Source organism: Telluribacter sp., assembly GCF_035998675.1.
GTDB lineage: Bacteria > Bacteroidota > Bacteroidia > Cytophagales > Spirosomataceae > Telluribacter.
On sequence record NZ_DASYHI010000014.1, the window covers coordinates 86,452 to 100,557 of the forward strand.

Annotated in this window: 15 protein-coding genes; 9 read left to right on the forward strand and 6 right to left on the reverse strand. The window is 49.7% G+C overall.

Annotated elements, in window-relative coordinates:
• Positions 1 to 12: 12 nt before the first annotated feature.
• Entirely contained in the window at positions 13 to 729 is a 717-nt protein-coding gene (locus VGN67_RS07050) for a YebC/PmpR family DNA-binding transcriptional regulator (protein WP_327486090.1), read from the reverse strand.
• 64 nt (positions 730 to 793) lie between these two features.
• A complete protein-coding gene (locus tag VGN67_RS07055) occupies positions 794 to 979 on the reverse strand; it encodes a hypothetical protein (RefSeq protein WP_327486091.1) in 186 nt (61 codons plus the stop codon).
• On the opposite strand from VGN67_RS07055, the gene VGN67_RS07060 reads away from it, so the two are divergent.
• From VGN67_RS07060 to metF, 4 genes are all read left to right on the forward strand, one after another.
• Complete coding sequence (locus VGN67_RS07060) at positions 978 to 1,433, forward strand: GNAT family N-acetyltransferase (protein ID WP_327486092.1); 456 nt, start codon at positions 978 to 980, stop codon at positions 1,431 to 1,433. The two genes, VGN67_RS07055 and VGN67_RS07060, sit on opposite strands and share 2 nt — an antisense overlap.
• A 476-nt stretch (positions 1,434 to 1,909) precedes the next feature.
• Complete coding sequence (locus tag VGN67_RS07065; RefSeq protein ID WP_327486093.1) at positions 1,910 to 2,128, forward strand: hypothetical protein; 219 nt, start codon at positions 1,910 to 1,912, stop codon at positions 2,126 to 2,128.
• Between the two features lie 228 nt (positions 2,129 to 2,356).
• Positions 2,357 to 2,731 (forward strand): hypothetical protein, encoded by a 375-nt coding sequence (locus VGN67_RS07070; protein ID WP_327486094.1) that lies wholly within the window; start codon positions 2,357 to 2,359, stop codon positions 2,729 to 2,731.
• 146 nt (positions 2,732 to 2,877) lie between these two features.
• On the forward strand, positions 2,878 to 3,834 hold the full coding sequence (gene metF, locus VGN67_RS07075) for a methylenetetrahydrofolate reductase [NAD(P)H] (protein ID WP_327486095.1): 957 nt from the start codon (positions 2,878 to 2,880) through the stop codon (positions 3,832 to 3,834).
• A 62-nt stretch (positions 3,835 to 3,896) separates the two neighbouring features.
• Here metF and VGN67_RS07080 read toward each other — a convergent pair whose 3' ends face one another.
• Positions 3,897 to 4,487 (reverse strand): hypothetical protein, encoded by a 591-nt coding sequence (locus VGN67_RS07080; RefSeq protein ID WP_327486096.1) that lies wholly within the window; start codon positions 4,485 to 4,487, stop codon positions 3,897 to 3,899.
• Positions 4,488 to 4,555: 68 nt separating this feature from the next.
• The gene (locus VGN67_RS07085) at positions 4,556 to 4,876 is read right to left on the reverse strand and encodes a heavy metal-binding domain-containing protein (RefSeq protein ID WP_247233920.1); all 321 of its coding nucleotides are present in this window, start codon (positions 4,874 to 4,876) and stop codon (positions 4,556 to 4,558) included.
• Between the two features lie 128 nt (positions 4,877 to 5,004).
• On the opposite strand from VGN67_RS07085, the gene VGN67_RS07090 reads away from it, so the two are divergent.
• From VGN67_RS07090 to VGN67_RS07100, 3 genes are all read left to right on the forward strand, one after another.
• Positions 5,005 to 6,588: a sulfatase gene (locus tag VGN67_RS07090; protein WP_327486097.1), complete on the forward strand. Its 1,584-nt coding sequence runs from the start codon at positions 5,005 to 5,007 to the stop codon at positions 6,586 to 6,588.
• Between the two features lie 46 nt (positions 6,589 to 6,634).
• The gene (locus VGN67_RS07095; RefSeq protein ID WP_327486098.1) at positions 6,635 to 8,194 is read left to right on the forward strand and encodes a sulfatase; all 1,560 of its coding nucleotides are present in this window, start codon (positions 6,635 to 6,637) and stop codon (positions 8,192 to 8,194) included.
• A gap of 248 nt (positions 8,195 to 8,442) precedes the next feature.
• Entirely contained in the window at positions 8,443 to 10,170 is a 1,728-nt protein-coding gene (locus VGN67_RS07100) for a PQQ-dependent sugar dehydrogenase (protein ID WP_327486099.1), read from the forward strand.
• A 15-nt stretch (positions 10,171 to 10,185) separates the two neighbouring features.
• On the opposite strand, the gene VGN67_RS07105 is transcribed toward VGN67_RS07100, so the two are convergent.
• Together VGN67_RS07105 and VGN67_RS07110 are read right to left on the reverse strand one after the other, a co-directional pair.
• Positions 10,186 to 10,455, reverse strand: coding sequence for a hypothetical protein (locus VGN67_RS07105; RefSeq protein ID WP_327486100.1), 270 nt, complete (start codon positions 10,453 to 10,455; stop codon positions 10,186 to 10,188).
• 305 nt (positions 10,456 to 10,760) lie between these two features.
• Positions 10,761 to 11,120: a LytTR family DNA-binding domain-containing protein gene (locus VGN67_RS07110; protein ID WP_327486101.1), complete on the reverse strand. Its 360-nt coding sequence runs from the start codon at positions 11,118 to 11,120 to the stop codon at positions 10,761 to 10,763.
• A gap of 167 nt (positions 11,121 to 11,287) precedes the next feature.
• On the opposite strand from VGN67_RS07110, the gene VGN67_RS07115 reads away from it, so the two are divergent.
• Both VGN67_RS07115 and VGN67_RS07120 read left to right on the forward strand, forming a co-directional pair.
• A complete protein-coding gene (locus VGN67_RS07115) occupies positions 11,288 to 12,709 on the forward strand; it encodes a hypothetical protein (RefSeq protein ID WP_327486102.1) in 1,422 nt (473 codons plus the stop codon).
• A gap of 145 nt (positions 12,710 to 12,854) precedes the next feature.
• On the forward strand, positions 12,855 to 14,096 hold the full coding sequence (locus VGN67_RS07120) for a hypothetical protein (protein ID WP_327486103.1): 1,242 nt from the start codon (positions 12,855 to 12,857) through the stop codon (positions 14,094 to 14,096).
• The last annotated feature ends 10 nt before the right edge of the window (positions 14,097 to 14,106 follow it).

Here is a 14,106-nt window from a genome sequence, read left to right on the forward strand (position 1 = left end):
GCTATCAGCTACTTAAGCCATATTATGAAAAACGCGCTGCACGTCGTCGTCTTCTTCAATGCGTTCTATGAGCTTCTCTACCTCGGCTATTTCCTCTTCGCTTAGTTTTTTGGTATCGTTCGGGATTCGTTCAAAATCCGATTCTACGATTTCAAATTTATTCTCTTCCAGGTAGCTTTGGAGCGAGCCGTAGGCGGTAAATTCTCCGTAAATCACAATCTGATTATTTTCCTCGTCCAGAAACACTTCATCGGCCCCAAAGTCTATGAGCTCCAGTTCCAGTTCTTCAACGTCTCTTTTGCCGTCGTTGGCTACTTTGAAGATACATTTCCGGTCAAAAAGAAAGTCGAGCATACCCATGGTACCCAGGCTGCCGCCCAGCTTGTTGAAGTAGCTGCGTACGTTAGCCACGGTGCGGGTGGGGTTGTCGGTGGTACTTTCGACCAGGATGGCCACGCCGTGGGGGCCGTAGCCTTCGTAGACCATTTCCTTGTAGTCTTCCTGGTCTTTGGCCGTAGCCCGCTTGATGGCCCGCTCTATGGTGTCTTTGGGCATGTTAGCGGCCCGGGCGTTCTGGAGGAGTGCCCGCAGACGGGCGTTGGTACTGGGTTCTGCACCACCGCTTTTTACGGCCAGTACTATATCTTTACCGATGCGGGTAAAGGTTTTGGCCATGTGGTCCCAGCGTTTAAACATGCGTGCTTTCCGGTATTCAAATGCTCTTCCCATTATTATAGGCGTTGATAAGGCTTGGTTTAAATCAAATTTATTTCGCAAAACTACAAAACCAAACCTATCCGCACCAATAAAAGCAGAGCGGGCCGGGAGTTGCTGCGGTAATTTTTCCATAATCTGGCGAAGGCATCCGGCCCGACGACTTCCTGACCCGAAAATTCAATGCAATGCGTTTACTTTGAAAAACCGTCTGCTGCGTGCGGCTGATGGACCTGTACATAGATGAACCAATCCTTACTTTCATGCAACTAAGCTGGATTTTAAAATCTTATAACGAACTCACCCTGGATGAACTGTACCAGCTGCTGCGCCTCCGGAGCGAGGTATTTGTGGTTGAGCAGCAATGTCCCTTTTTGGATATCGATAACAAAGACCAGTCGTGCCACCACCTGATGGGCTGGACGCCGGAGGGAGTTCTGGCTGCCTATACGCGCCTGGTACCGCCCGGCCTTGCCTACGAGCAGGTTTCCATTGGCCGGGTAGTTACTTCACCACAGTACCGCCGGTACGGTATTGGACGCCAGTTAATGAAGGAGTCCATCGGGGCGGTGTACCAGTTATACAGCCAGGTACCTATCCGGATTGGAGCGCAACTGTACCTGAAAAAATTTTATGAATCTTTTGGGTTTGAGCAGGTGAGTGAGATGTACCTCGAAGACGACATTGAACACATAGAAATGTTACTAAAAGTGGGGTGACGTATACACTCTGGGGAACATTGGGTACGAGTGGGGAACTCATTTTGGGGAATCTTTTCCCGAGAATTCAGGGAAGAAAAAAAGTCAAAAAAATACTGCCCTGATAATGAGCTTGTTACTGTGTTGCTGAAATTGGTAGAAACAGGTGGCACAGAGATTTAAATAATCTTAACGTCTAACTTATTAACAGGCTGTATAAATTCTTGATTTATACAACATGCAATAAAAACGACAATCACAGATAGAGGAGGGTTTACGTGGAATAGCCTACTGTTATGCGGTAGGCTATTTTTATTATATGTGGATTTTAAGGAACACCCCCACCTGCCCCAAGAGTACATTTCTTCCCATTACTTCCCTGTTTACTACTTCCCGACCACTCATTCCCCCTGGAATACGAATTGTCAGTACCTATATGAGGCTCGGGCGGATAATCCGGCTGGTACTTCGGCAACAGTTTATAACCCAACCATACCATGGAGTCACAGGACGATAATGAAAATATCGAAGGCGGGGCGCAATCCCCCGGAGGTCCCAAAGGACCAGCCAAACATAAGGATGACGCCGCTAAGTCGTCGGCCCGGCTGGACCAGGAGGCCGTGGAGGAATTTGAAGAACATAATATGAGTAAGCACCGGGGTTATAACGAACCCCCCGAGGATGTTCCGGTAAAAAAGAAGGAAACCCGACGGTAATTAGTCAAAGCAATTTATGGACATAAAAAATAGAGATAGAAGGGAGAGGTAATGGAGAGGCAGGTAAAAATGTGTGAACTGGCATGGCGGTTGCTGTGGTTCAGCTCAATGGCAGGAGGGGTTGTATACCTGGCTTCTGCCTGACAAGAAGGTACTTTGAAAAATAGGTAAAGGCTTTTCCAACTGTTTGGACCACTTCTATCTCTTTGGACAAAACGAACAAAAGAGATGAAGACTTATATAACTTTACTATTAGTAGCGCTGGGTACCATTGCCTGTAACAGCGACGAACCCAAGGATGAACTGGGGGCACTGGCTGAATCGCAGTGTACCTACGTTGAACGGAAAACTACCAGTGTACTCACCAACGAGCAGGGCGCGGTGCGTGTTACCACAAACCCCACCGCAACCTGGGTGGATATTTACCTCAGCGATGACCCCACTACGCCTTATTGTCCCTGTAATATTCCCGAGTCGTTCACTAAGGATGGACTGCGGGTAGAGATTACGGCTGAACTCAAAGAAACCTATCCCAACGAGCGGTGGCGGTGCCAGCCCGTGGTACTGAAGGCCATCAAAATACTTTCAACAGAACCGAAATAACTGTTTTCTGTCCCGGCTCAGGTACCTGAGCCGGGACAATTCTTATTTATCCCATCCTTTTACTGCATTCCTGCTTAATAGTTTGGTTCGGCGTTACGAAACTGAGTAACTTTGGAGCTGTTTATTAAGCTATTTAATAGTACTACATGACTAAAGTAACGGAGTACATTAGCCAGTCTAACGGCAAAACACTCTTCTCCATTGAAATTATACCGCCGCTCAAAGGCCAGAGTATTGTTCAGTTGCTTGATTCGGTTGAGCCACTCATGGAATTTAAGCCGCCCTTTGTCGATGTTACCTACCACCGCGAGGAAGTCATAGAAAAGCAGCAACCCAATGGGCTCATACAGCGGATTCCCATCCGCAAGCGACCGGGTACGGTGGGTATCTGCGCCCGTCTGATGGAGCGCTTTAAGGTGGATGCCGTTCCGCATATTATTTGCGGAGGATTTACCAGGGAAGAAACCGAAGATATGCTCATTGACCTGCACTACCTGGGCATCAACAATGTACTGGTACTGCGCGGAGACCCCGAAAAATCGGTCGGCGTATTTAAGCCCAAGGAAGGCGGCCACTGTTATGCTTCCGAGCTTATTGAGCAGGTGGTAAATATGAACAAAGGCATACTGCTGCACGAAGAAACCCACGCCATCCCCACGAATTTCTGTATTGGTACGGCCGGCTACCCCGAAAAGCACTTCGAGGCAGTTAGTATGGATACTGATTTCCAGTACCTGAAAGCGAAAGTCGACGCGGGGGCCGACTTTATCGTAACGCAGATGTTCTTCGACAACCAGATGTTCTTCCGGTTTGTGGAGCGGTGCCGCGCCGAGGGAATAACCGTTCCCATTATTCCGGGTCTGAAACCGCTTTCAACCAAAAAGCAGCTGACGATACTACCCCAGATTTTCCACCTGAATATGCCACAGGAACTGGTCAGGGAGGCCGAAAAATGTGAAGATGATAAAGATGTGCGTCAGGTGGGTATAGAGTGGGGGGTGCAGCAATGCAAAGAGCTGATGGCCTACGGCGTACCCGGACTGCACTTTTATACCATGGGCAAGTCCGATAACGTACTCAAAATAGCCCAGGGCGTTTTCTGATTAGTACTTACCTGATAAAATACCGGCTACACTGGCTTTCAAAGCGGTGTAGCCGGTATTTTTTATAGAATATGACTAATTTTCCACGTTCCGTTTTCCTTTCGTAACTTATAAGTAAGCGTATAGCGGGGGTTCAGGAAGGGAATACTTACAAAAGCTTCGTCGCCAAAAAGGGAGGTAGTACCTACGGCTTCCAACTGATCAATGGTTTCCTCAAAAGCAGGTGGGTCCTGCGAGTTGAAGTACCTGTCGTAGTCTTTGGACGCCGCGTAGCCTTCCTCTTTAATTTGGGCCTGCATCTGGCCAAATTCTTTTTCCAGGGCAGTGAAATAGGAGGTTGCAAACAGTCCGGTGGCCCGGAGTTCGTGGAGGTGCTGCCGCAGGCACAGCGTATCCAACTCAGTAACATCCACGCCATCCATGGTGAAACAGCTACGCTCATCGGCCTGGTCGGGATGGTCTTTAAGCCATACCAGCAAATTGTATACGGTACGCTGCTGCAAAGTGAGTTGCTCATTAGGTACCCGGGTTGAATCCTCAGGAGTACTGTCGGTGGTTTCCCGGATTGTGGTCCGGCAACTGCTGATTATTACCATAACAGCCAGTCCTACCGAAAGCAGGCTGGCCGTACGTTTGAGTAGAGGTAAGTACATAATACCAGGATTTTTGAGGGAGTGAACAGGAGCAGAGCCGGTGTGTACGGCCGTGGCTCATTAAGTACTTACTCGGTAATAACAGCCGTACCGTTGGCACTGACCATCAGGATGGTATTGGTGTTGCCAATGGTCTGGTAGTCGAGGTCGACCCCCACTATGGCCGTAGCCCCCAGCCGCTGGGCCTGGTCCATCATTTCGCGCACGGCAATGCTTTTAGCTTCGCGCAGGCCCTGCTCGTAGGCACCGGCGCGCCCGCCCACGATATCCCGGATACCGGCAAAAAAATCTTTGATAAAATTGGCTCCAATAACCGCTTCACCGTTAACAAGGCCAATGTACTTCACTATTTTTTTTCCTTCAATGGTAGGGGTAGTAGTAATGAGCATAAATCGGTGAGGTTAGGATTGGTAAAGAAGTGGCATTCAGGAATACAAACCTACTTATAATATTCATTTGACAAATGGTAGATAGGATAACTTGACCGACTTTTAGGATAAAAGGTACCACCGTAAAGATGAAAGGTATATACAGACTTACCGGAGGCTTGTTACTATTGCTTCTAATCCTGGGAAACCGGTTGGCCGACCCCAGGCCAGAGCAGGCTTCCCGCCCCAATATTCTGTTCTGTATCGCTGACGATCAGTCATTCCCGCACGCGGGTGCCTACGGTACCCGCTGGATCAGAACGCCGAATTTTGACCGGGTAGCCGCCGAAGGTTTACTCTTCATGAATGCCTATACTCCCAATGCCAAGTGTGCCCCCTCGCGCTCCTGTATCCTGACGGGCCGAAATTCCTGGCAACTTGAAGAGGCGGCCAATCATGTACCCTACTTTCCGGCCAAGTTTAAATCAATCATGGAGGTACTCCGGGAAAACGGGTACCACGTGGGACACACCGCCAAGGGCTGGGCACCTGGCAATCCGGGTACTTTAAACGGAAAACCCCGGCAGCTGACCGGCCCGGCCTACAACGCTAAAAAAACAGAGACACCTACCTCCCAGATCGGTAAAATAGATTACGCAGCTAATTTTAAGGAATTTCTGAACGACCGGCCGGGCAAGCAACCTTTTTGCTTCTGGTACGGCTCCACCGAGCCCCACCGGGCTTACGAGTACGGGTCGGGGAAGGCGCACGGTAAAAAAAGCGCGGATATTGACCGGGTACCCGCCTACTGGCCCGACATCGACTCTGTCCGGACGGATATGCTGGACTATGCCTATGAAATAGAGTACTTTGACCAGCACCTGGGCCAGATGCTGCGGCTGCTGGAAGAGCGGGGCGAACTTGATAATACTATCGTAATTGTTACTTCGGACAATGGTATGCCGTTTCCCAGAGTAAAAGGGCAGGAGTTTGAAGCCTCCAACCACCTACCCCTGGCCATTAGGTGGAAAGAGGGCATAGTGCAGCCCAACCGAAAAGTAAGAGACTACGTAAGCTTTATTGATTTTGTGCCTACGTTCCTGGAAGCTGTGGGTCTAACTGCGACTTCAGCGGGTATGGAGCCAGTGCAGGGGAAGAGCCTGGTGGATATTTTTACCAATGCGCCAAAACATAAACGCGACTATGTCCTGATCGGAAAAGAGCGCCACGACATTGGCCGGCCCAATGACGCGGGCTACCCCATCCGGGGAATTGTAAAAAACGGCTACCTGTACCTGCACAACTACGAGCCGGAGCGCTGGCCGTCGGGCGATCCGCTTACCGGCTACCTCAACACCGACGGCAGCCCCACCAAAACGGTACTGATTCAGCGCAGACACCATCCGACGGAGCGGCGTTACTGGGAGTGGGGGCTGGGAAAACGTCCCGCTGAGGAATTGTACCAAATCAGCAAAGATCCCGATTGTATGGTTAACCTGGCCACTGATAAAAAACACCAGACTAACAGGCGCCAGCTGGCCCGCCTCATGGAGCAGGAACTACGGGCGCAGGGTGATCCGCGGATGTTTGGCCGGGGCGCTGTTTTTGACAACTACCCCTACGCCGAAGAAAAGACCCGTAATTTTTATGAACGCTATTTGAAAGGGGAACCTATGGAGGCCAACTGGGTCAACAAAACCGATTTTGATAAGTCGGGGGAGAAGCAACAGTAGTAAAAAAGCCGGGTTAAGTACTTTGGTAGAAAAAACTACCTACCCAATGCTGTTTCAAAAGAGGCTGCTTATTGTTGGCGGAATTATGTTGACGGGTGCCCTGGGCGCCTTTACCATGCAATGGAAAGCGGGCTTCACGGAGCCCACTGCTTCCCGCCCGCCCCAGCCCAAAAATATCATTTACATTCTGGCCGATGACCATCGTTACGACGCCATGGGCTTCACCGGCAAGTTTTCGGGCCTGCAGACCCCCGCCCTCGACCGCATGGCGCGCGAAGGTGCCCACCTGCCCAACGCTTTCGTCAGTACCGCGCTTTGTTCACCCAGCCGCGCCACCATCCTGACGGGCCAGTACCCCCACACGCACACCATAGTCGATAACCAGGCTCCCACGCCCAAAGGCCTGACTTTCTTCCCGCAGTACCTTCAGAAAGCGGGCTATAAAACGGCTTTTCTGGGAAAGTGGCACATGGGTAATGAAGACGACGCGCCCCAGCCGGGCTTTAACTACTGGCTCAGCTTCCGGGGGCAGGGCGTGTACTATAATCCTACGTTTAATATTAACGGCAAGCAGGTAGCCCACGGCGACAGCGCCTACATTACCGACCTGCTCACCGACTACGCCATTAAGTGGCTCGACCAGCAGGACAAGCAGAAGCCTTTTTTTCTGTACCTCTCGCACAAGGCCGTCCACGCCGAATTTATGCCCGCCAGGCGGCACCGGGGCGTTTACCGCAACACGCCCATACAGTACCCACCCAGCATGTACCTGACCAAAACCGACACCAGTAAAATATTCGGTCCGCTGCCCAAACAGGACCCCGAAGGTAAGGATATGAAGGTGAACATAAAGGATATGCCCAACTGGGTAAAGCAGCAGCGTTACAGCTGGCATGGCGTAGACTATATGTACCACGGCGACATTGAGTTCAACGACTTTTACCGCCGGTACATGGAAACGCTCCTGGGGGTAGACAACAGCGTAGCCCGCGTGCTGAAATGGCTGGAAGACAATGGCCTGGCCGAAAATACCCTGGTGGTGTACATGGGCGACAACGGTTTCTCCTTCGGCGAGCGCGGCCTGATTGACAAGCGGCACATGTACGAGGAGTCCATGCGGGTGCCGTTGCTGGCCTGGTGCCCGTCTCTGATCAAAGCAGGTACTAAGGTAGAGCAGGTGGTTCAGAACGTAGACATTGCCCCCACGCTGCTGGCCTACGCGGGCCTGCCCAAACCCAAACAGATGCAGGGCGTGTCGTTTGTACCGCTGTTGAAAGGCGAACAGGTAGCCAACTGGCGCGACCGCGCCTTTTATGAGTACTACTGGGAGGTGGCATTTCCGCAGACGCCTACCATGTTTGGGGTTCGCACCGACCGCTATAAATTTATTTTTAACTATGGCGTGTGGGACGCCAACGAACTCTATGACCTGAAGGAAGATCCTAACGAGGTCAATAACCTCATCCGCAGCCCCGAACACCAGAAGATCGCCGAACAACTGCGGACTGAAATGTGGGCCTGGCTGGAACAGACGGGCGGTTTACAGATTCCTCTGAAACCAATTCGTCACAAGCGTGGTGACCATATTTACAAAGGTACCTACTGATTTTTATGCTACCGGAATTTTTGGACAGGTACTTACCATACAATAAAGGAAGGTAGCGGTAGTTGTAAGTGTCAAGTCCTGGTTTAGTCGTCATTTGTGTCAGGCGGCAGAGGGTAGTAGTGGGTGCCTTACTGCCTCTGTTACTGGTAAGCTCGCCGTTTGGCCAGACGTGCTGGTTCTGCTGGCGGTGCGGCAGTAGTTTTTTGATAGTTTAATAGCTTCCCGTTTTGGGTACATTCCCCGATTTTATGCTTCGTTCCCTAACTTGTTTTTTGCTGATTACGCTGTATTGCCTGTCTACAGGTACTTCCCACGCTACTAATCGTTTTCTGGTTGATACTGCTCAGGTAGCCAGGGGTGAAATGTTGTTTAGTACTTATTGTATGTCCTGTCATACCATGCAGGAAGACGGCATAGGACCTCGCCTGGGTGGCGTGACCAGCGTACGCTCTGACCAGTCACTGCATGATTTTATCAAAAATCCGGAAAAAGTAATCAAGTCGGGAGAAGCGCGGTCGGTAAGCCTGTACAACCGGTACAAGACCATAATGCCGCCGTTTGATTTCCTGAAACCCGACGAAATAAATTCCATTCTGGCGTACATCAAAAATGAAACGCAGGTACACAAAATAGCGCCGCTGGAAATCCCGGCGGAAGCCGCCGGAATTGACGCTGCGTCCGCTGAAAAACTCATTGCCCCGATTAAGAAATCTGCCTTGCGTATTGAACTGGAATCTTTTGTCAAATTTCCGTTTTCCAGCGAAAAACCCCCGCATACCCGCATTGCCAGCATGCGGGCGCACCCCTCCGGCGACGGTACCCTCTACGTAAACGACCAGAACGGTCTAATTTACCGCATCCAACAGGCGCAACCTACGGTATTTCTGGACGTAAGAAATCAAATACAGGGCTTTATTAATACGCCTGGTTTGGCAACCGGTTTGGGTAGTTTTGCCTTTCATCCCGGGTACCTGACCAACGGCCTTATTTACATTACCCATACCGAAGCCTACTCGGGCCAGCCCGCCGATTTTGAATACGACAAATCCATAAAAGTAGCCATGCAGTGGGTACTTTCGGAATGGAAAATGGAGGATGTAAAAAGTCCGGTGTTCAAGGGACAACGCCGGGAAATGCTCCGGATCAACGTACCGGGACAGGTACATGGTGTGCAGGATATTAAGTTTGCACCCGGCCTGAAAAAAGGCGACGCTGACTACGGGAAACTGTACATTGGGATCGGCGACGGCGGCTCCACCATTGGGCGGCATCCCGAGCTGGCTCACACCCTCAACTCACCCCTGGGTACCATACTCCGTATAGACCCCACCGGCCGGAACAGCCGAAACGGGAAGTACGGTATCCCATCGGATAATCCATTTGTGAAAGAGCAGGAGGCGGGCGTATGGAAGGAAATATGGGCCTACGGTTTTCGTAATCCACACCGCCTGGCGTGGGCGGTTGATCACGGCCGTAAGCTGATTGCTACGGAGGTAGGGGAGGCCAACGTAGAGGAAGTTAACATTATAGAAAAAGGGGCCGACTACGGCTGGAACGTCCGGGAGGGTACCCTGGGTATTTCAGCCAGTGACCTCAAAACGGTTTTTCAGGTTACCGAGGAGGAACCGGGCCGCTACCGGGCACCCTTTGCGCAGTACAGCCACGCCGAAGGTGCGGCAATCAGTGGCGGGTACGTTTATAAGGGCCCGCTGAAAGCCCTGAACGATAAGTTTCTGCTGGGCGATATTGTCAGCGGCAGGCTTTTGTACGTCAATTTTAATAAAAACCTCAGCGACTCTACCATCTACGAAATGGAAATCCGGGCCAGTGATGCTAAAACTGACCTGCGGCAGCTGACCCAAACCAAGCGGGTTGATATGCGCATTGAATACGACTACTTTACCCAACAGCTCTACATCATGACCAAGAACGACGGCATGATCCGCCGCGTTACGAAGGCGTATTTTGAGAAGTAGTAAACGGGGCGTGCATTACTGACCCCCAATTTTCAATTTGCCTCCATTCAGGAAGTGCAGCAGCGAAGGGTCGTGCAGTTGAATAGTCTTAGCTGTTCCTTCTGTATCAAGGGTGACGATATGAGAGCTTTGTATGACCACCTCATCACAAACCAGCGGGACCCGGCCGCAGCTCCAGGTACTGGTGCTTTCCCAGGCACCACTGGCAAGACTCTCACACCGGCCACCATTACTAACGGTGATGGTAAGCGGACTGCTGGCCGGGGAGGTACAGCCATTTGCCAAACAGGTGGCGGTATAAGTAGTAGTGCTGGAAGGGGTAACTATACTAGTTCCTCCCGTAGCCCCATGACTCCAGCTGATGGTACCCACGCAGCCAGTGGCGGTGAGGGTACTGCTACTACCCGTACAAAGGGAGGTAGCGCTGGCAGTAAGCGTAGGAGTCGTGACCTGATTAGTGACACTGATAGTAATGGAATTGCTGCTACTGGTACAGCCTTATTAAATCTCCATAATTTATGACCTAAATCAGCCTAAAATTTATCTAACGGTACTTTTATGGATTCTTATTAGACATACCTAAGATCTTCTTAGGAATGCCCGGTAAGGAAGCGGTGCTGTTTGATCAGTGCCTTTACCACCTTCAGCTTGCGCCTCGATATCTCAATCCGGGTTTGGTCATGGAGGAGTATTTCGCCGGTGGGGTAGTAGTTTAACACATAATCCAGATTTATAGCATCACCACGATTAACACGTAGTAACGGCACGAAAGGGAGGAGATTCTGCTCTACCAGTTTTAGGGTACGAGCCACCAGCAGGTCTCTTCCATCAGATTGGTAGATACGGGTGTAGTTGCGCTCGGCTTCCAGGCGGACAATCTTTTTGGGATTTAGTAAGGTGTGGGTACCTATGCAGGCAGATAGAGTTGTCTCTGATTGATGTGAACGCATGAGTAGGGTGTGTATGAGTGGGAACCGGGCATTTTTCTGGCGGGAAATTAGAGTTGATGAGCAATGAAGTGGATATCCGCAAATCTATTTTTATTTCTTCAGGATTTCTGTTTATTTCGTGTGATTCCCGAAATCACAGACCCTCACCATTAGCTATCTGTTTGAGTATGAAAAAGTTTCTATTTGTAATTGCGCTTTTGTTCGTTGTGGGGAAGGAGGTTGCCTGCGCGGAGAAAGTGCCAATGGTGTGGCGCTGGGTAGACAAATATGATGAGACTTTTTATCGTATAAACTTTAAGACCCGTGCTTTTGAAAAGCAGGCCGGACAGGAGCGATGGGAGGAGTTGGGAAAGCTCAAGACCGTGAATTTTAATGAACTGGATCGATCACCTACCATTGAAGTTCCAAATGTAATTCCCCTAAATGAGCAACGCCGCGATTCGCTCTACATCCAGATACCCGGTACCGGTCAGGTATTTTTATTTACTACACAAAATGCTACACTCGAGCGGCTGGATCGTACCTACTACCGGGGGTACAACTTCCGGGCCACGGTTTTTAAACGGAAGGGATTACTTTACTCGGTTGGTGGGTGTGGTTTCTGGACCCAGATCAACAGCATGACGGTATACCTGCCAACAGCCCGGGAGTGGGAAATCATACTACCTAAGTCCGAGTCACCTCCTTACATCATCGGTGACCTGACCCAATACCTGCCTTCCCGCGATGTCATTATTTCGGGCATGAACTTTCTAAAGGATAGTTTTCATAAGGACTATACCGGTCAAATAGATCCCACCTACTGGGAGTACGAGTTTGAAACCAATAGCTGGAGCAGGAAAGGAACCATAAACCCTGCCTTGGTAGAAGAGTTCAATACCAATTTATCCAGTTTTGCCTCTCACCTGGTTGGGGATGATAAGCTACTTATTGCCCGCCGGGATAAGGTGCCCTCCCTATTTATCTATTATGCTGATTTGACTACCAATAAGTTGTACCGCTATAATAGAGTATTCAAATCTGGAGATGCAGATTCCCTTATGGTGACTAAAAATAAGGTGTATATACCGGAAGGGTTTACCACTTATTTGGATCGAACTGTTATTCCGGTCACAATAGAAGATATCATCAGGGATTCGGTACCAATGGGAGATTTTGTCCTTCCGGAAGGTGGGGCAGGTACCCGGTACCTGTACTGGGTAGTACCAGGGCTGGCTCTGGTGGCAGCTGCAGGATACTGGGTAGTAAGAAGGAAGCAGAAACGGACAACGGCACCTGTAGCGACGGCGGCTACTTCTCTTTCCGAATTGGATGAACTGGAAAACAAGGTATTGGAGGCAGTTTTGAAGGCCTATCCGGCTTCCTTAAGCGCGGAAGATTTGCATACGCTTCTCTCACTGGAGGGCAAAAGTATGGATAACCAGCGGAAGCTCAGAAATGAATTTTTAAATGCATTTAATGCCAAACTAAAGCTGCTCCTTCAGACGGAGGAAAGTATTGTACGGGTAGCTAGCGAGAAAGACCGCCGCATCAATGAGTACGCCTTGAAGTCCGAGGCATGGGAAAAGCTGCAGGTAGTTAGCAGTTAAGAAATTAGCAGTAAATTTCCCAAGGTACTTGCCAAATTTTTGGATGAGAGGAAGTTTCCGTTTAACCCGCAATAAATATTGGTGTTGGGCAGCAGGTAAATAAGTCAAAAGAGATATATTTACAACCGCTTTTTATTTACTCGAAATGCCCTTTTCCCTTCCTCAACGCCGCCTGATTTACCTGCTTACCGGAGTATTGGTTTTATCCCTCGTTTCATTTCGTACCGAATGGTTTTGGCAAATGGGAGGGATTGGGGTGTGGCTTTATGGTCTGGCCATTCCTGCGGGTTTAGTATTGGTCAGCTACTGTGTACTCGCCTGCCTGGGACAATGCGGCTTTGTAGGCGTCCTTTTGCTGGTATTCGCTGAGGTAGCCTTTGTAGGCCTGGGATTAGGGGTAATTTGGATGCAGCCCCGTCATCCGCCCGGGCTTCACTTTATCAAGAATGTCTATACCGAGGTTCATAATACGACCCAATACGATACTAATCTGAGTCACTTTGATCCGGAGCTGGGGTACCTTTATAAAGCCAGTATCCGGTCCGGTTTTGGTAATTGGGAGTTTGGCCCTAATGAATTCCATACAAATACCCTGGGATTACGGGATGACGAGGCGTCGGCCAAAGATCCGGTGATTATTGCCCTGGGTGACTCGTTCACTACCGGATGGGGGGTAGAACAGCACGAAACCTATGCCCAGCGGCTGGAGGAATTAACAAAAGTAAAAGTACTGAATGGAGGCGTTTCCTCCTTTGGTACTGTCCGGGAAGCTTTACTTCTGAAAAAATTACCCCGCGACTCCTGCCGTCTGCTAATAGTTCAGTACTGCTATAATGACCTGGCAGAAAATAAAAAATGGGCCGATGCACTACTGGCCGGAAAGCAATACCAGCCGTCTTTTGATCAGGAAAACTTTTACCGGAGGCAACTTCAGAACGCGGCAGGGTACCAATATGTACCTTTTAAATATACCTTTGAAATTGGTAAAAAAGCGGCAAAGTTTTTATTTTTAAAACCCGGGGACCACGACCCTTTTGCCAGGCACGGAGCAAACAAGCCGCAGGATCATGTACAGTACTTCTTTCGGGGTATTAAGCTGATCCGGCAGTTTTATAGAGGTAATATTGTTGTGATAAGTACCTCAAACAGCCTAAAAGCGGATACAGAATTTATCCAGACCGCGCAAAGCCATGCCGACAGCAGCTCGTTTCGTAATTTACATTTCCTAAACGTAGCCGGCACCTTTAAAGACCAGGATAACTATGTAGTAGATGGACATAACACTGCCTCCGGACATTTAAGCATTGCCAGGCAATTGTTCACTTTTATACAAAAGCATAATCTGTTAACTCAGCCGAATACCAAACCTTCTCTATCACTCCAATAGTACAACCATT

Bases quoted from the DNA above. Each gene is read 5' to 3' on its own strand.
- VGN67_RS07070 (WP_327486094.1), top strand. From the start codon at position 2,357: ATGAAGACTTATATAACTTTACTATTAGTAGCGCTGGGTACCATTGCC.
- VGN67_RS07050 (WP_327486090.1), bottom strand. From the start codon at position 729: ATGGGAAGAGCATTTGAATACCGGAAAGCACGCATGTTTAAACGCTGG.
- VGN67_RS07080 (WP_327486096.1), bottom strand. From the start codon at position 4,487: ATGTACTTACCTCTACTCAAACGTACGGCCAGCCTGCTTTCGGTAGGA.
- VGN67_RS07110 (WP_327486101.1), bottom strand. From the start codon at position 11,120: ATGCGTTCACATCAATCAGAGACAACTCTATCTGCCTGCATAGGTACC.
- VGN67_RS07090 (WP_327486097.1), top strand. From the start codon at position 5,005: ATGAAAGGTATATACAGACTTACCGGAGGCTTGTTACTATTGCTTCTA.
- VGN67_RS07115 (WP_327486102.1), top strand. From the start codon at position 11,288: ATGAAAAAGTTTCTATTTGTAATTGCGCTTTTGTTCGTTGTGGGGAAG.
- VGN67_RS07095 (WP_327486098.1), top strand. From the start codon at position 6,635: ATGCTGTTTCAAAAGAGGCTGCTTATTGTTGGCGGAATTATGTTGACG.
- VGN67_RS07055 (WP_327486091.1), bottom strand. From the start codon at position 979: ATGAAAGTAAGGATTGGTTCATCTATGTACAGGTCCATCAGCCGCACG.
- metF (WP_327486095.1), top strand. From the start codon at position 2,878: ATGACTAAAGTAACGGAGTACATTAGCCAGTCTAACGGCAAAACACTC.
- VGN67_RS07060 (WP_327486092.1), top strand. From the start codon at position 978: ATGCAACTAAGCTGGATTTTAAAATCTTATAACGAACTCACCCTGGAT.
- VGN67_RS07100 (WP_327486099.1), top strand. From the start codon at position 8,443: ATGCTTCGTTCCCTAACTTGTTTTTTGCTGATTACGCTGTATTGCCTG.
- VGN67_RS07065 (WP_327486093.1), top strand. From the start codon at position 1,910: ATGGAGTCACAGGACGATAATGAAAATATCGAAGGCGGGGCGCAATCC.
- VGN67_RS07120 (WP_327486103.1), top strand. From the start codon at position 12,855: ATGCCCTTTTCCCTTCCTCAACGCCGCCTGATTTACCTGCTTACCGGA.
- VGN67_RS07085 (WP_247233920.1), bottom strand. From the start codon at position 4,876: ATGCTCATTACTACTACCCCTACCATTGAAGGAAAAAAAATAGTGAAG.